General features: G+C 57.4%; 14 protein-coding genes. 7 read left to right on the top strand and 7 right to left on the bottom strand.

Annotated features, from left to right (window positions below):
• Positions 1 to 18: 18 nt before the first annotated feature.
• A complete protein-coding gene (gene cobT / locus NWQ23_RS02360) occupies positions 19 to 1029 on the top strand; it encodes a nicotinate-nucleotide--dimethylbenzimidazole phosphoribosyltransferase (protein WP_306164632.1) in 1011 nt (336 codons plus the stop codon).
• On the opposite strand, the gene NWQ23_RS02355 is transcribed toward cobT, so the two are convergent.
• Positions 1026 to 2912, bottom strand: a complete 1887-nt coding sequence (locus tag NWQ23_RS02355; RefSeq protein WP_306164631.1) for a monovalent cation:proton antiporter-2 (CPA2) family protein — start codon at positions 2910 to 2912, stop codon at positions 1026 to 1028. The two genes, cobT and NWQ23_RS02355, sit on opposite strands and share 4 nt — an antisense overlap.
• 225 nt (positions 2913 to 3137) lie before the next feature.
• Here NWQ23_RS02355 and NWQ23_RS02350 point away from each other — a divergent pair, with 225 nt between their 5' ends.
• The gene (locus NWQ23_RS02350; RefSeq protein WP_306164630.1) at positions 3138 to 3686 is read left to right on the top strand and encodes a hypothetical protein; all 549 of its coding nucleotides are present in this window, start codon (positions 3138 to 3140) and stop codon (positions 3684 to 3686) included.
• A gap of 6 nt (positions 3687 to 3692) precedes the next feature.
• On the opposite strand, the gene NWQ23_RS02345 is transcribed toward NWQ23_RS02350, so the two are convergent.
• Positions 3693 to 4151: an Lrp/AsnC family transcriptional regulator gene (locus NWQ23_RS02345; protein ID WP_306164672.1), complete on the bottom strand. Its 459-nt coding sequence runs from the start codon at positions 4149 to 4151 to the stop codon at positions 3693 to 3695.
• 126 nt (positions 4152 to 4277) lie between these two features.
• On the opposite strand from NWQ23_RS02345, the gene hppD reads away from it, so the two are divergent.
• Positions 4278 to 5372: a 4-hydroxyphenylpyruvate dioxygenase gene (hppD, locus tag NWQ23_RS02340; protein ID WP_306164629.1), complete on the top strand. Its 1095-nt coding sequence runs from the start codon at positions 4278 to 4280 to the stop codon at positions 5370 to 5372.
• Here the strand turns inward: hppD and NWQ23_RS02335 are convergent.
• A complete protein-coding gene (locus NWQ23_RS02335; RefSeq protein ID WP_306164628.1) occupies positions 5369 to 7951 on the bottom strand; it encodes a hypothetical protein in 2583 nt (860 codons plus the stop codon). The genes hppD and NWQ23_RS02335 overlap by 4 nt on opposite strands.
• Positions 7952 to 8059: 108 nt before the next feature.
• Positions 8060 to 9352 carry an O-acetylhomoserine aminocarboxypropyltransferase/cysteine synthase family protein gene (locus tag NWQ23_RS02330; protein ID WP_306164627.1) on the bottom strand — a complete coding sequence of 431 codons (1293 nt, stop codon included), beginning with the start codon at positions 9350 to 9352 and terminating at the stop codon, positions 8060 to 8062.
• Between the two features lie 87 nt (positions 9353 to 9439).
• Between NWQ23_RS02330 and NWQ23_RS02325 the strand changes: the two genes are divergently transcribed.
• Together NWQ23_RS02325 and NWQ23_RS02320 are read left to right on the top strand one after the other, a co-directional pair.
• A complete protein-coding gene (locus tag NWQ23_RS02325) occupies positions 9440 to 9856 on the top strand; it encodes a VOC family protein (protein ID WP_306164626.1) in 417 nt (138 codons plus the stop codon).
• Between the two features lie 68 nt (positions 9857 to 9924).
• Positions 9925 to 10320, top strand: a complete 396-nt coding sequence (locus NWQ23_RS02320) for a RidA family protein (RefSeq protein WP_306164625.1) — start codon at positions 9925 to 9927, stop codon at positions 10318 to 10320.
• Here the strand turns inward: NWQ23_RS02320 and NWQ23_RS02315 are convergent.
• Together NWQ23_RS02315 and NWQ23_RS02310 are read right to left on the bottom strand one after the other, a co-directional pair.
• Positions 10317 to 11318 carry a hypothetical protein gene (locus tag NWQ23_RS02315; RefSeq protein WP_306164624.1) on the bottom strand — a complete coding sequence of 334 codons (1002 nt, stop codon included), beginning with the start codon at positions 11316 to 11318 and terminating at the stop codon, positions 10317 to 10319. The genes NWQ23_RS02320 and NWQ23_RS02315 overlap by 4 nt on opposite strands.
• A gap of 545 nt (positions 11319 to 11863) precedes the next feature.
• On the bottom strand, positions 11864 to 12154 hold the full coding sequence (locus NWQ23_RS02310) for a hypothetical protein (RefSeq protein WP_306164623.1): 291 nt from the start codon (positions 12152 to 12154) through the stop codon (positions 11864 to 11866).
• A 293-nt stretch (positions 12155 to 12447) separates the two neighbouring features.
• Between NWQ23_RS02310 and NWQ23_RS02305 the strand changes: the two genes are divergently transcribed.
• Together NWQ23_RS02305 and NWQ23_RS02300 are read left to right on the top strand one after the other, a co-directional pair.
• Positions 12448 to 14580 carry a calcium-binding protein gene (locus NWQ23_RS02305; RefSeq protein WP_306164622.1) on the top strand — a complete coding sequence of 711 codons (2133 nt, stop codon included), beginning with the start codon at positions 12448 to 12450 and terminating at the stop codon, positions 14578 to 14580.
• A 763-nt stretch (positions 14581 to 15343) separates the two neighbouring features.
• A complete protein-coding gene (locus NWQ23_RS02300; protein WP_306164621.1) occupies positions 15344 to 15748 on the top strand; it encodes a hypothetical protein in 405 nt (134 codons plus the stop codon).
• A 30-nt stretch (positions 15749 to 15778) separates the two neighbouring features.
• On the opposite strand, the gene NWQ23_RS02295 is transcribed toward NWQ23_RS02300, so the two are convergent.
• The gene (locus tag NWQ23_RS02295) at positions 15779 to 16432 is read right to left on the bottom strand and encodes a hypothetical protein (protein WP_306164620.1); all 654 of its coding nucleotides are present in this window, start codon (positions 16430 to 16432) and stop codon (positions 15779 to 15781) included.
• Positions 16433 to 16693: the final 261 nt, after the last annotated feature.

Below are 16693 nucleotides of genomic sequence, written 5' to 3'. Positions count from 1 at the left end.
GACCCCAGCGAGGACCTGATGCAAGCGCCATTTTCCACGATTTCGACCTTCCGCGACACATTGGCCAAGGCCGCCGGTCCAGATGCGCTTGCCATTGCCGGCGCGCAGGATCGCAATGGGCAATTGACCAAACCCCCCGGTGCGCTGGGCCGTCTGGAAGACCTCGCGATCTGGTATGCAGGCTGGCGCGGCGATGCCAAGCCGCAGATCAACGCACCGCAAGTCATTATCTTTGCGGGCAATCACGGTGTCTGCGCGCAAGGCGTATCTGCCTTCCCGCCCGAGGTGACCGCGCAGATGGTCGCCAACTTTGAACACGGCGGTGCGGCGATTAACCAACTGTCAAAGGCATTTGGCGCAAAGATGGATGTCTATGCCTTGGCTTTGGACACCCCTACCGCTGATTTCACCGTCGCCCCCGCGATGACCGAAGAGGAATTTGTCGAAGCCCTGCAAACAGGCTGGAACGCGGTCGATCCTGATGCTGATCTTTTGGTGACCGGCGAGATGGGGATCGGCAACACGACGTCCGCCGCTGCGGTCGCTGCGGCTGTCCTGGGTGGGCATGCTTCGGACTGGACAGGGCGTGGTACGGGGGTGGATGACGCAGGATTGGCCCGCAAGACCGATGTGGTCGCAAAGGGGCTTGCGCTGCATGCCACATCGGATTCACTCGAGGCACTGCGCTGCCTTGGCGGGCGTGAACTGGCGGCCATGGCCGGCGCGATTGCGGCCGCGCGCTATCACCGTATTCCGGTCATCCTTGACGGATTTATCTGCTGTGCCGCCGCGGCCAGCCTTGCCAAAGCTGTTGACGGTGCGCTCGATCACACGGTCGCAGGACATCTGAGTGCCGAGGGCGCGCATCAGGCCATGCTGACCGCCTTGGGCAAAGAGCCGCTCTTGAACCTTGGCCTGCGTTTGGGCGAAGGGTCGGGTGCGGCGCTGGCGATCGGCATCCTCAAAGGGGCCATTGCCTGCCATTCCGGCATGGCGACATTTGCCGAGGCCGGGGTCAGCGACGGCTAGGACCCGCTTTCGGTCTTGCGCTCGTTGGCCTGCTGGCGCGCGGACAGCTCCAACTCCAGCGTGCTGTTCAACTCCCGCGCGCGGGCCACATATTCTGGCAACTCACTGATCGGCACGCCGGGTTTCCACAAGGCGGCCAGTTCCCGCAGCGCCTTGCGGTCGTGCTGATAGAAGGCCTGCTCGAGTTCTGCCGCCTCGAACTCGGACAAGCCAAGGTTTTCCAGCGCATAACGCCCTGCGCGCAAAGAGCTGTCGAACATCTCGCGGACAATGTCATTGGCCCCTGCCTCGTAAAGCTCGTGCACATGCACGCGGTCGCGGGCACGGGCGATGATGTGCAGATCGGGGCGGGTCTTGCGGGCATAGCGCACCAGCTTGTTGACCGAGGCTTTGTCATCGATCGCCACGACCAAGACCTTGGCGTCCTCCAGCCCTGCCGCACTCAACAGATCGGGCCGCGTCGGATCACCGAAAAAGCCGCGAAAGCCGAATTTACGCATCATCTGGACGGTGGCCAGATTGCTATCCACGACCACTGTCTCGAACCCCGCGCTTTGCACAAGCCGGTTCACAATCTGCCCGAAACGGCCAATCCCGGCGATAATGACCGTGCCGCGTTCGTCAACCTCGTCATGCCCTTCCTCTTCGGCTTCGGTCATCTGGCGGCTGAGGATGTCGTAGAGGATGAACAAAAGCGGCGTGATCAACATCGAAAGCGCAATGACCAGCAATAGCGTCCCGCCAAGTCCATCGTTTAACACGCCTTGCTGTAGGGAGAACGAGATCAGCACAAAGCCGAATTCGCCGGCCTGTGCCAGACCAAGGGTGAACAGCCACCTGTCCTTGTTCTTGAGCCCGAACAGCAGTGCCAGCCCGTAAAGGATCGCTCCCTTGATCACCATCACGCCAAGCGTGAGACCCAGAATATAGGCCGGATCACCAAACAAGAGACCAAAGTTGATACCGGCCCCGACGGTGATGAAGAAAAGGCCCAAGAGCAGCCCCTTGAACGGTTCCAGGTCGCTTTCCAACTCGTGCCGGAACTCGGAGTTGGCCAGCACGACACCGGCAAGGAAAGTGCCCAAAGCGGGCGAGAGGCCGACCATCGTCATCAGCACGGCAGTTGCGACGACCATCAACAGCGCGAGTGCCGTGTACATCTCGCGCAGCCGCGCCTGGTGGATATAGCGAAAGACCGGACGGGTCAGAAAAGTACCCGCAAGGATCACCGCAGCAACTGCACCCAAAGTGACCAGCGTCACGCCCCAGCCGGGCAGGCCATCCACAAGGCTCAGGGCTGCATGATGCGCGCCATCGTGGTCATCTGTGGCAAGCTGCATTGACCCATCCGGCGCCAAGGTTGCCATCACAGGGACCGCCAGCAGCGGCAGCAGCGCCAGCATCGGGATCACGGCGATATCCTGCGACAGCAGGACCGAGAAGGTCGACCGACCGCCACTGGTCTGCATCAGCCCTTTCTCGGTCAGGGTTTGCAGCACGATCGCGGTCGAGGAGAGGGCAAAGATCATGCCGATTGCAACCGAGGTGGACCAATCATATCCCAGCGCCATCCCGGCCCCCATGATCGCCAGCATGGTTAATCCAACCTGCAAGCCACCCATGCCGATCAGACGCTGGCGCATGTTCCAAAGTGCGCGCGGTTCCAGTTCGAGCCCGATCAGGAACAACATCATCACCACACCAAATTCGGCAAAATGTTGCAGGTCCTGCGTTTCGGTTCCCACAAGGCCCAGCACGGGTCCGATCATGATCCCCGCGAGCAGATATCCCAGCACAGACCCCAATCCCAGGCGCGCAGCCAAAGGCACTGCGATCACCGCAGCACCCAGATAGATTGTTGCCTGAAACAGAAATGATTCCATGATTGCCCGATCACGCCCGATCCCCCCGCAGACCATGCGCGCGGGGGACCTTGCCAAAAAGATTGCTCCAAATGCTATTGTCCGTCAGTCTAACGGCCTAAGCACCGTTTGAAAGGGACCCGCATGCGATTTGTCTCACTAATTTTGTGTGTTTTGGTTTGGGTTGCGCCAGTTTGGGCGCAAAGCACGTCCACACCGCTGATTGGCGCCGCCGAAAACGGAACGATGCGCAATTTCCAAGCATGTCCGGAACCGAACCGGTGGCAAACCTCGGCCCATTACATGCGCCAGACCGCCCGCTGTGTTTATGATGAAGACCCGACCAATTCAGACGAAGCGATGCGCGTGGCCTTGATCGAAGACATCTTCATCAAGTCATGGAGCTATGCGGTCCTGAACAAAGTCTTTTTCTGGGCAAGCCTTGTGTTTGGGCTTCTGGTTCTGTTCTGGCCGACCCTTGTCGCTGTTTTTCGGGTCGAGCCGGTCCCGCCCACCGATCCGGACGCGCCAGTACCAAAACCGCCGCTTGTGCAGCGCGCATTCGCCGCCCCAAGTATGCAGACCACCGTGACCGCCTTGGCCGCGCTCTGCTTTGCCTTTTATGCGCACTACAAGGACAAACAGGCCGTATCAGAAACCTTGATGCGCACCGTCTTGTTCTCGGCGCAGATCGAGCAGCCCTTGATTGACCGCGTGCTTGCCGAGATATCCGAAATGGATCGCGGCTTTGGTTTTGCAAAGGCCCTGCCTCAATTTGAAAACAAGGGGCAGTGACTTTGGTTAAAGCGGCAGGGGCGCGTCGGGTTTGATGCGCTCCATCACGATCTGGCTTTGCACGCGGCTCACGGCGGGGTGGGGCAGCAGCACCTGTTGGACAAGCATGTTCAACGCAGCAAGATCAGCGCAATAGACCCGCAACAGGTAATCAGCCTCGCCTGTCAGGGTCCAAGCCCCGACGATTTCCGGCCGCGTCTTGGTCAGGCGCACAAAATGCTTTGCGTTCTGTTCGGTATGTGTGGCCATGACGATCTGGATAAACGCCTCGACCGACAGCCCCAGTTTGTCAGGCGAAAGATAGGCGCGATATCCCGCGATGTAACCTTCCGCCTCCAGCCGTTGCTTGCGGCGACCCGCCTGTGATGCGGACATGTTCAGACGGTCGCCAAGCTCTTGCGCCGTTTGGGTGGAATCGCGTTGCAAGGCCGCGAGAAGCTGAAGATCGGCAGGGTCGAGTTCCATGCGGAAAATTTGCACCTTTTTTGAAGTATATGCGTAATTGCCGCAAGAATGATATAGATTACCTGAAAAGTCGCGCGGAAATACCACGTTTCGGGAGGTATACTGACAAAAAGAAGGAGATCGCTCATGGGACCTTTCCCGCACGACGCCCCGCAAGCCACGATCAGCGCTGACAATCCGGCCGGAACCGACGGCTTTGCCTTTGTCGAATTCGCGCATCCAGAGCCGCAGACCCTGCGCGACCTTTTTATCAAGATGGGCTATACGCAGACGGCGACCCACAAGACCAAGGATATCGAACTTTGGCAGCAGGGCGACATCACCTATGTCATCAACAATGAACCAAACAGTCACGGGCGCGACTTTGTGGACACCCACGGCCCTTGCGCCCCTTCGATGGGGTGGCGGGTTGTCGACGCGCAACGCGCCTTTGACCATGCCGTTGCGAAAGGCGCGACTGCCTACGAGGGCAAGGGCAAGACAATGGAGGTGCCCGCGATCGTCGGGATCGGCGGGAGCCTGATTTACTTTATCGACCAGTATTACGACGCAAACCCCTACAATGCCGAATTCAACTGGGTGTCGGATGCCCATCCTGTGGGCGTGGGGTTCTTCTATCTCGATCACCTGACCCACAATGTGCACAAAGGGAATATGGACAAATGGTTCGCCTTCTATCGCGATCTGTTCAATTTCCACGAAATCCGTTTCTTCGACATCGAAGGCAAGTTCACGGGGCTTTTCTCGCGCGCGCTGACCTCGCCTTGCGGACGCATCCGGATACCGATCAACGAGGATCGGGGCGAAACGGGGCAGATCGTGGAATACCTCAAGCGCTACAACGGTGAAGGTATCCAGCATATCGCCGTCGGCGCACGTGATCTTTATGCGGCAACTGACGAGATTGCGGCGCGGGGTATCAAATTCATGCCCAAGCCGCCCGAAACCTACTATGACCTCAGCTATTCCCGCGTCGTGGGCCACGACGAGCCCAAAGACCGGATGATGAAGCACGGCATCCTGATCGACGGGGAAGGCGTGGTTGACGGCGGTGAAACCCGCATCCTGTTGCAGATCTTCAGCAAGACTGTGATCGGTCCGATCTTTTTCGAGTTCATCCAGCGCAAGGGTGACGACGGTTTCGGCGAGGGCAACTTCAAGGCTTTGTTCGAGAGTATCGAGGCCGATCAGATTGATCGCGGCGTGCTCAAGGCAAGTTAGCCCGCAGGCAATTCGATCGCATAGGTGCGTCCGCGCTTGACATAGTTCAATGCGGTGTCGCCGATGGCGGTGACCTGACCCCCATCAAGGGCGCTGCCGACTTCGACCCGGACATAGCGGCCATTGCCGAGCCGCACCAGCGCACGGCGGGCGTTCGGGCGGCCATAAACACCGATCAGGTTGATATCGCGCAAGCGAATGGCATCCTCTTGGGTCGCTGCCCGTGCCACACCGCCGGGCACAGGGGCAAAGTCTTGCTGTGGCACAGGCGCGGCGGCGATGACGGGCGCAGGTGCGGCCGGCGGCGCAGCTTGCGGGACTTCAGGCTGCGCCAACGCGGCGGCAACGGTATTGCGAAAACCGGCAGGGCGCGGATCGGGGCGCGGCGAGAGCGCGATCGCAAGTGCGGTGCTGTTTTCAAAGCGCAAGGTCGCGTCATCTGTTTCGATCCCCGCGATAATGTCGGTGATGTCGGGCGTGCCGGGATCAATAACCGGGGCAAGGCTTTGCGGGCGCAGCACAGGGCGCAAAGCGGCTGCCGCGACAAGGTCTCCAGAGGGTGCGGGCGCAGTTGAATCATCATCGCGCGGCTCTAGCGCGGCCAAACCAACGCTGCCGGGTGTGCGTTCGTCTGCGGGCGCCTCTTCGACGGGGGCCGCCAGCGCAGTCTGGGGCAGCTGCGCGTCTGCGGGGCGCAGTGGTGGCACGACCGCAGGCCGCCCGGCGATAATGACGACACCCTCGGGCGGCGGCGCGAGAAGCGCCATGCGGTCCAGATCTTCTTGCGAAAGTTCGGGGCGTGGGGTGATGGCAAGATCAGGCAAGCCCGCAAACACCAAAGCGCCTTCCGGCGTCAGCGTTCCTTCGGGGGTGGCTTGGATGAACCCGTTCTGGTCGATGGCAAAGGTCACCTCGGGCGCGGGGGGATCTGTGGGCGCGATAAAGCTCAGATCGGTGTCCAGCCCCTCGCGCAAGAGCGGATCGGGTTGCGCGATCCGATCGGGGGCGGGACTGGGTTCAGGCAAGTCCAAGGCCGGCGCAGCCGTCTCTGACGGCGGGACATAAAAGAAACGCGGCGCGCGCTGCCAAACGCCCGTTGCTTCATAAATCCGCTCTGCGTCAGCAGGGCTAAGGACGGTGCCGCGGACAGCAGTGTCATCGGCACCGGCCTGCATTGTTTCAGGGGCTGGCGGGGCCTGCATCGCACCGGGAGGACTATCCGCCGGGGCGGTGGCGAGTGTTTGTGCTGGCAGAAGGGTGGGGGCAGGCGTGCCCGTGGCCAATTCCGGCAGCGCTCCACCATCTGTGTTCTCGGCACCGAAATCCGCAAGCTCGACCAAGGCCGTGACCGGACCAGCCTCCAATGGCTCTGGTGCGGCCTGAGTGATCTCGAGGGGGCGTGTGGTTTGTTCCGCGAGGGGTGCAACGGCAGTGTCTGGCGCGGATGCTACCTCTGACGACTGTTGTTGTGACCACAAGACTGCGCCGATAATCAATGCAGCCCCGGCCACGGCGGCAGCGATCAAGGGGGTCTTGCTTGGGGCGGACACCTTTGGCGCAGTGGCGCGATTGGCAGCGGGCGCACTTGCCGCCAGCTTTGGGGCGGCCTGCTTCATCGCGACCAATTTTGGCTTTGTTGGGCGGAACTGGCTTGGGTGAAACTCTGCGATTATGGCATCAAGCAGCGGAGGATGGGCAAAGTTCGGGCTTGCGGGGATGAGCGTGAATGCGGGCAACATGTCCACAGCGGCGACATCCTCGGGGGGGGATGGCTTGTGGTATTCAGCGGGCACGTGGTCGACCCAGATGGGTTGAGCGGGTGCTGCCGGTTCATCACTTTCGGGCAGGACATTTGCCGTTACGTCCGGTTCTTCTATGGTTATTTGCGTTTCGGTCGCGGGCGATATTTGCTCTGTCGGTTCCGGCGCGGTCGGTTCCGCTTCTGACACCGCCTGACCTGAAAGCAACGCGGCAAGATCGTCCTTGTAGATGTCTTCTTCGACCTCTTTGGGCAGATCAAAAACCAAAAGGCGCGATTTCAACCGCGTGCCAACGACCATGACCGGCAAGAGGTCGCGGGTGACTTCGGCACCTGCCCCCAAGATGTCCTGCATCATCGAGGTTGGCCCAAAGAACACTTCCTTCTGGAAGGTGAAAGGTTCCGCAACAGCGACAAAGGCAACGGGGCGAAAGCCGTGGCCTGACGCGAAAACTTCGGCCTCTCTGAGTGTCTCACGCGCGACGGCGGCGATATGCGTGCGTCCGCCAGACCGCTCGTAGTCAATTGCAAGCTCGTCCAGAGCGTAAGGCGTCGCGCCATCCAAGGCGGCGTCGATATCGTCTTGTGTGGTTTGGGTCGAGTCGATGGCGGTATATTTGATCTGGTCGCGCGGAATAATCAGTTTTGTCCGCAGACCATCGGGGTCCAGAGCCATCGCTTTGTCACGTAAAGCAGCAAGATCAGCATCCAGCGTTTCGCTCGAGACGTCCGCTCTGCCGACGCGGCGCCACCCGCGCGGCACCCTGTGCAAAAGCTCGATGCCTTCAAATGAAAGCGATAGCGCAAAGTTGGTGGTCATCTGCACGCTCTAGCATGTTGGTGTCACTGGCAAAATGCGTTTGCCCCCGCATCAGAAGCCTACAGCAGAAACCCGCCCACGCCAAGGGCAGGGGCGGGTTTCGTTTTCTTAGGCGGTGGCTTTGGCCAGTGCCTGATCCAGGTCCGCGATCAGATCGTCTGCATCCTCGATCCCGATGGAAAGGCGCACAATTCCGGGGCCTGCACCTGCGGCTTCCTGCTGCGCCGCAGTCAATTGCCTGTGCGTGGTCGATGCGGAGTGGATGATCAGGCTGCGCGTGTCGCCAAGGTTAGCCACATGGCTGAATATTTCCAGACTATCGACCAGTTTCACGCAAGCATCATAGCCGCCCTTCACAGCCACGGTGAACAAGGCTCCCGCGCCTTTTGGGCAGATTTTCGGCACCAGCTTGGAATAGGGCGAGCTTTCCAGACCCGCATAGGTCACGTATTCCGTGCGCGGATCATCCTCGAGCCATTTGGCGATCTTCATCGCGTTCTCGACGTGGCGGTCCATCCGCAAGGAAAGTGTCTCGATCCCCATCAGCGTATAGTGGGCGGCTTGCGGGTTCATCGTCATGCCCAGATCGCGCAGACCGATGGCGATGCCGTGGAAGGTAAAGGCCAGCGGGCCGAAGGTTTCTGCAAACTTCAGTCCGTGATAGGCAGGCTCTGGCGCGCTCAGGGATGGGAACTTGTCGTTCGCGGTCCAGTCAAATTTGCCACTGTCCACAACACAGCCGCCGGTGACGGTGCCGTTGCCTGTCAGGTACTTCGTGGTCGAATGCACGACCAGCGTTGCCCCGTGTTCAATCGGTCGGCACAGGTACGGCGTGGCCGAGGTGTTATCCACGATGAGCGGGATGCCCGCTGCATCCGAGATCGCCGAGATCGCATCAAGGTCGGTGATGTGACCGCCGGGGTTGGCAATCGCCTCGCAGAACACGGCGCGCGTGTCGTCGTCGATGGCGGCGGCAACGGCCGCATGATCGTCGAAATCAACGAATTTTGCGGACCAGCCGAACCGTTTGATGGTCTGGCTGAACTGGGTGACCGTGCCGCCGTACAACCGGCTGGAGGCCACGATATTGCGGCCCGGCTGCATCAGCGGGAAAAGCGCCATGATCTGGGCTGCGTGGCCGGAGGAACAGCACACACCGCCAACGCCGCCTTCCAAAGTGGCGATCCGCTCTTGCAGGGCGGCGACTGTCGGGTTGGTCAGGCGTGAGTAGATATAGCCGACCTCTTGCAGGTTGAACAAAGCGGCGGCGTGATCGGCATCGCGGAACACATAGGCCGTTGTCTGGTAAATCGGAACTTGCCGCGCGCCGGTTGCCGGATCGGGGCGTGCGCCTGCGTGGACTTGCAGGGTGTCAAAGCCATAGGTTGGGCCGTCGGTCATTTCTCATCTCCCTTTGAAATTCGTTGGCGCAAGGTGTAGGCGGAATTTGAAAAGCACTCAACGGCCTGTGTGAAAAAGGAAAAGATCATGCCCGTCCCCTTTCATTTTGCATTCCATGTTTCGGATTTGGACGAGGCAAGAGAATTCTATTCCGGTGCCTTGGGTGCGCAGGAAGGGCGTTCGACCGAAACATGGGTCGATTTTGATTTCTTTGGCCATCAACTCAGCCTGCATTTGGGCGAACCTTTTGCCAATCAACCCACGGGTAAAGTCGGCGATCACATGGTGCCGATGCCGCATTTCGGGGTTGTGCTGCCTTTGGATGACTGGACCGCATTGGCGGGCAGGCTGGAAGAACGCCAGACAGATTTCATCATTGCCCCCTCGGTCCGCTTCAAAGGCGAGCCGGGCGAGCAGTGGACGATGTTCTTTCGGGACCCGTCGGGAAATCCGATCGAGGTCAAAGGCTTTGCGGACCAAAGCGGGATTTTTGCGGGCGCCTGACAGGTTAATCCGCGCATTGACGCGGCCCTGCATGGCAATCACTTTGGGCGCAACGAAAAGGATACCCTATGCCACTGCCAAGCTTTCACATGATCGATGCCGCTCCACAGCCGGTGGCGACATTTTCACATGCCTCCGAGATCGACGGATGGGTGTTTCTGACAGGGCAAATGCCGACATGGCCCGGAGAACCGGAGCGTGCGCTGCCCGATGGCGTTGCTGCACAGACCGTGCGCGTGATGGAGAACCTCAAGATCGTGCTGGCCGGTATGGGGCTGGGGCTGGAGAATGTGGCGCAGGCGCGGGTCTATCTGACGGAATTTGAACGCGACTACGCAGAGATGAACCAGACCTATCAAAGCTTTTTTGCAGAAGGAAAGCTGCCTGCGCGTACCTGTGTGGGGGTGACGGGTCTTGCTGTGGGCGCTTTGGTCGAAATTGACATGGTCGCCAAACGCCCCTAGCGGAGCCAAAAGCCTGCCGACTTGATCTTGTTGCGGATGGCTTTTTCGTGGCGTGGCAGGTTTGACCTGTCGAACATCTCGCGCAGTTTATGCCCGCGCCCTTGATAGACCAGACGCTTGAAAGGCTCATAATGCTTGAGCAGTTTCTTGGTCTTGTTTGGGGCGGTGACTTCTTCCAGGACCGCCACCTGTGCATCGCTGGCCGTGGCATAAAGCAGTGGTAACGCGCGGTAATGATAGCTGATCGCGCCGTCCAGCCCTGCCAATTCCGGCCCGGGTCGCCCGCCGCCGAAACTATGGATAACCAAAGGCAGGACTACCTGATCAAGCCAAGGATCAAGCGGCTGGATGACCAGCGCGGCTGGCGGATTGTCCCGCACAGAAACGGCATATTCTGTAAATCGTTGCCCGAAGGCGGCAGGGTCCGCGCCAAAAAACCAGCCTGCGTTGAAGTAAAGGTAGCGTTCCCAATACTCGTCGGGCTGTGTCAGATCGAGCGAACTTTCAAAATCAAGCGAGAAGCGATCGTAAAGTGACGTCCAGATTGCTGTGTAGCCGGGCCAGTATAGCTCTTCCACAGGCCAGGTGGCGGTGCGCCGCATCGAGGCCGCAGGGCGAGTGAAATCAAATGCAATCTGGGAAATATCGCCCGTGATCAGCGTATCGGTATCAAAAAAAACAAAGGGCTCTCCTGCCGGCAAGACCTGTAGACCCTCGATCTTGTTGCCCTGCGGATAGGACTGGCCGAAATGGGCTGACTGAAAGGGGACAATGTGCGCGCCGAGTTCGAGGAGCCGTGCCTTGACCGGTTCGGACATCCGCGGATCGAAATCCCAAAGCGGACCGGGCTGTGGCTCTGCAATGAAAAGCTGCCCGCCAAAGTCCGGCGCATAGGTACGCAACGAGGCGACAAACAAAAGGGCTTCGTATTCCAAGCGCCCGCCCTGGCCCACGATCATGATGTTGAACGGCAAAGTCTTTCGGGTTTGTCGCGCCATGCACTGTCCATTCACATTGGTTCAGACCCTGTCTAGCCGTACCCAAGTAAACAGCGCAACCACAAGGCCAAGACCTTTGCTCAGAGGCTCTTTCCGCGTGGTGCAAAATCTAGACCGTTGGCGCCTGGGCCCATCGCTGCACGGCTTGATCAATGCCGCCTTGCCTTGGCCTGCAATAAGGCACAAGGCTGGGTCATTCTTCAAAAGTGATGGCCAAATACACTTTCCTTGGACATCGCGCGGCATAGCCTGAGACTAGAGCTGTCGTGCGCCGATATTTGCATGATGACGATACGCGCACAGCGGAACGTGTATGACGCTTGTGACCAAGTCGATCTGGAGGAATTGAAGCGGTTCCTTCGGGGGAGCCTCGGACGCAGCGTTTCGTTTTACTTTGCAGCGAACGACCGGTCCGCACCTTTTGCACCAAACAGCCTACCTTGCCACTCACCTGCGTCATGCCCGCTTTTTGACTTCTGCCGAGAGGGTTGCTGCGATCCGCATGAGGCAGGGGGCGTATCGGACCAGACCCGAGGTGCGATCAGCTAGCCGACAAGAGCGAGCTTCATGCAAACCAGAAAAATTGCAGTCGCAGCAGCCCACTTGGTGCCTAGATGCGAAATCAGCCATAGGCCGACCGCAGCAAGCGCTGTCCAATATAACCCGTCAAACTCCGAACCCCATGCGGTGGGGTGGGTCAGGCGTGACATCCGGTAGAGGATTTCTATCTTTATCCCAAGCACACCAACCAAGCCTACCCCGAACAAGATAATGCCCGAGAGCGTCGCTGCACCTTGCGAAATTCTCAACCGGGAATTTGATTGCGGGAATGCCATGATACGCTCCATCTGACTCTGAGCTGGTGTTCTTCAGACAGCTCATGTCCGGATTGTAGTCCCTTGTGAACAAAGACTTATTGATCTTGGTCAAAGATGTCAGACCGCGTTTGACGCTATTCTAGAGCAACTTTTCTAAGAATCGTTGCTTCGCGTTGAGTGCTCAGTCAAGATTCAGCCTAAGCGTGAACGACGATACTGCCAGTTTATCTTGAAGAGATTGGGTAAGCGAGATGGGACGAGCGTCGACTGGACCACTTGTGGTTACGACACAGGCGAATGAGATCGGAGTAATGAATCCTGATCTGTTCGGCGCGATCGGGATCAACAACTTCGGATATGACCATTTCGAGGCGGACATCGATGCGCTGGGCCTGACAAATATCCGATTTCCCGGTGGGACGGTTTCCGAAGAGGGTTTGGTTGAGGATGGCCGTATTCGCCTTGGTGGAACCGAAATTTCGCTCCAGACGCTTCTCGGTGACAGGTCAAATCTTGCCTTTGATCTGACGCATCCCGAACTGATGAGCCCGTTGGCTTTGGAGTATGATGAACTGAATTTTCCTGACCGTGATGATGTCGTCACCTTTAGTCAGGCCTTGGCTTGTGCTGTAGAGCGGGGTGTAAGCCTGGCCTTGGTCATCCCTGTTCACAGATATTTCCACGAATCCGATCTGAGCAATCCCTTGGTTCGCGAACAAGCGATCGAAGCTGCGGTCTCGGACGTGCGCGTCTTTCTCGAACGCCTGAAGAACGGGGCGTTCAATGGCGGGGTCTACCCCGATACGATTACCCTCGAGATCGGCAACGAGGCATACGACAACCCCATCGAATATGCTGTCATCGCGAAGGCGATGATCGACGAGATTACTGTTCAGATGGCCGAGAGCGACATCGGCTACGAGATATCGGTTCAAATGGGGCGGGGCAGCTACGAATTTAACAATTTGTTGGAGGACGGGTATTTTCAGCCCTTCTTTGCCGATCCCGATACCATGGTCGCAGGGTTGGATACGCTCTCCTTCGTGCCCGGACCAGACCTGTCATATGTGGCGCGGGAAACCGCAATAGACGACATGATCATCAATATTCTGGGCGAGTCTCTGGCCCATGTTGATGACCTTCGTCACCACCTTCTGGGGTTCACCGGAAATGTTGTTAAAGACCCGGACGCGCCAATCTGGGAACGTAAACACATTCTTGATCACTGGTTGAATGCGTTCGATACATTGGGTGTCGATCGCCGGGATATCAGATATTACATATCGGCCTGGAGCACGGATACTTCGAACGGCAGTGCGACACCTTATGAACTGGTCGCCGCAGCAAACACGCTGGAAATCTTCTCTTACTTTATGCAACAAGGCGTTGATGCGGCCGCCGTATGGGGTGTGACCGCCTCTTTTCGGTATTATGAGAATATGCCGACAACGGTGATATCGGACCGCTTGTCCGACTTTATTTCCCCGGCTGGGGCCATTCTCCAACTCCTGAGCGGCCACGTCATGGAAAGCCGTTTTCTCGGGACCGGTGGCTCTGCTGTTGACGGCTACACAAGCTATATTTTCGAGGATGACTCGCATTATACGGTCTTCTACTCGGTCGGCCGCCTTGGGGGCCAAGAATTTGAACTCGATGTCGCACTTGGCATTCTGGATGACCTGCAGTCTGTCAATGTGACCAACCTCGATATCTTGGACGGCGCGCTGAGTGGCGCATCAAGACTGACCACGAGCCAGTTGGATGTTCTGGACGGCAGGATCTCAATTCACTTTGATCAGGATTTTGAAATCGCCGTCATCACCTTGGATAAGTCTGACAGTCAGAACTATCACTTCGCCCAATCTGCCGAGGTATTTTTAGGAGAGAGCGTGATTTTTGATCGCGGTCTTGAGACCACGCAGGGTGGCGCGGGCGCTGATTTCTTCGCGGGGAGCGGACAGGCCGATATCATCGTGGGCGGTGCCGGCGACGACACAATAAGCGGTGGTTCGGGGCGCGCGGGCCTTTTCCCCGGTGGACAGGTCACGCCCGGATTTGGCGCCTTGGGTGGCAACAATGGCGATTTTCTCTTTGGTGGTGATGGAAATGATACCCTGCGTGGCAACGCGGGCAACGATCTGCTGTCTGGCGACGCGGGTGATGACGAACTCTGGGGTGGCGGTGGCTTTGACACCTTTGTGTTCACCTCCGGCCACGACCGTATCCATGATTTCAGACCCGGGGTCGACACGATCATTCTGGCACAGTCACTTGTCGGGGACGTGGATATTGACCTCTGGCTTGCCCAGAACGCGATCCAACTGGACGGCGCAGTCGTCATCGATTTTCTTGAAGGGCATCAACTGAGCATTCTGGGCGATCTGACCATTCCAGAGCTTTTGGGCGATCTGGAAGTGCGCGACATCGGAGACTTTATTCTTTAGTGCGTTTGGGTCTGACCTAGGATCACGCATCGCGGCCTTTCTCGGACGGTCGATCGCGCTGCGTGATGCAGGATGTTTCAAGTCAAGGGGCAAGGCTATCGCAGCGCTTCTGGTCTGTTGTGGCGGCATGTCACGCAGATTGTGCCTCGCAACCAGCCAACCATGCAAAATAGCGCACAGTCTCTATCCGCGATCGGATGAATCTTTGAGCAGACCCTTTCTTTTTCGCCCTCACCAAGATGTGGGAAGAGCGGTTTTGCGCTTGTATTGGACAAAAAATGTTTTTCGGACGTGACCTTGGGCGCGGTGTGTTAAAAATTTGGTGACGCGGCGTCACGTCCCTAAATGCCCTGCTATCGGCAAACTGATACCACATTTCGCCTGTAGCAGATGCATTACAAAAGAACCGCACCTACCCGAAAGGTGATAAAGTTTCGACTTTATTCCCCTTGAGAAGAAAGCGGCTTTGGCAGATTGAGACGGGGACGACCACGAGATGATGAAGAGTAGGAAAAAGTAAAATGTTTGAGTTGGTATTGATTGCACTTCTGGTCGTCGCTTTCGTCGGCGCTGGTCCGGCAGGTGAGCGTCGCGCGAAAAGACGGCTGGCTACAACTGAAAACGCCTGTAGAAATTTGAACAGTAAGGCCAAAAGCGTGGTCCTCAGCTAATTCTTTTTTGAGGCAGGCTGCGGCCTTCTGTCAAAGTATTATCATTTTCCGCAAATTCGTGCTATCCTGAAATCCAACTTCGGGACGAGTACATGTACAGTTATAAAGCGATTGGCTTAGCGTCCGACTTTGCCGCTACGATAGCAGGGCTTGTACTGTTTTCTGTTGGTCTGACTGGAGCAGCAGGACGCACTTTAAGCGATACATCACTGGTGATTGTTTTGCTCCAGCCATCCGGCTACGGACAAAATGTCGATATGATGTACTGGTTTGCGCTGATGTTTCTTGGAATTGGGCTTGTTACGTTGCTCTGGACCAAGTTGTTGGCCTTGGTGTCGCTGATTTTCATTATAGGCAAGATCCTTGTGTTGAAGTTCCAGATGTTGCCGAATGTCATGCCAAATCAAGCGGCGCTTCATAGCTATGCGACGCCATCGCTTTGCTTTGCGTGTGGGAAAATTTGTGTCCTGTCGCAATCTGCGCATTGCGTGGCTTAACTCTCTATTGGAATGACGCAAGAAAGAGCTTTAGCTTGGGCTGTCTATCTCCATGATAAACAGGCCTTCCAGAGTCTGGCCGACACCATTTTCGGTCAATGTTCCCAAGATGTTACCCCCAAGGCCAGTGGCGCCCGCGTTCAAGAAATCGCCCTCAAACAGCATTGTCATGGACAGACGAGAGTTGTTGGCGTCGACCAGCGCGCCGTTTCCATCAAAGGTGAACGTCGCATCGGTTTCAGGATTTCCTCCACGGTCCAATACACCTCCTGTAAGGTCAATGGTGCCGGTAAGTCGCCTTCCTTCTTCGTCGTAAATACCGAGCGCCCGGCCTGAAACCATTTCAGGCGCGTCAAAAGACACATCAAGTTCCATCCGGCCTGCCATTGCATCGGTGATGTCGTCGTTGGTATTTTCGAAATAGGCCACCAGATATCCGGCATATCCAACAGTGCCTGACGGTATGTCGCTTGCCAGATCTGTGTAAACAAGTGGTAGATTATCTGCGATGAGCGAATTTGCGGCTGCGTTCAATTGATCGAATTGGTTTACCTGCTGATCTTGATCCGTCGAACCGGAACCACATGCTGCAAGAATCCCGGCCGCGATCAGAAAGGCATATTTTTTCACAGACCCGGAATCGAGGATAAGATAACGCTCAAAAGTTGCTGGACGGTCCGACATACAAACCCCTCGCGTTTATTATGCCTCTTAATATGTAAAAATTGTGGAGAAATTGAGAAGAGAAACAAAAGACATTCGATCTCTGGCGTTACATTAACGCAGGATGAATAAAGACTGTGAACACCACGACGCACGGTTGCATGTGCCAGTCTGTAGATCAAGCCCCCGCGCAGGTACTTGCCTTGCGTCCTGCGCAGTGCGGCCAAGATCGCACTTCGCATCTAAGTCACTGTTCAAGAAGATTGGTGGGCGACCCTGGAA

Source organism: Yoonia sp. (assembly GCF_030731595.1).
GTDB lineage: Bacteria > Pseudomonadota > Alphaproteobacteria > Rhodobacterales > Rhodobacteraceae > Yoonia.
The sequence above is the reverse complement of the archived record's forward strand: the minus strand, read 5'-3'. Positions and strand labels throughout refer to the sequence as shown.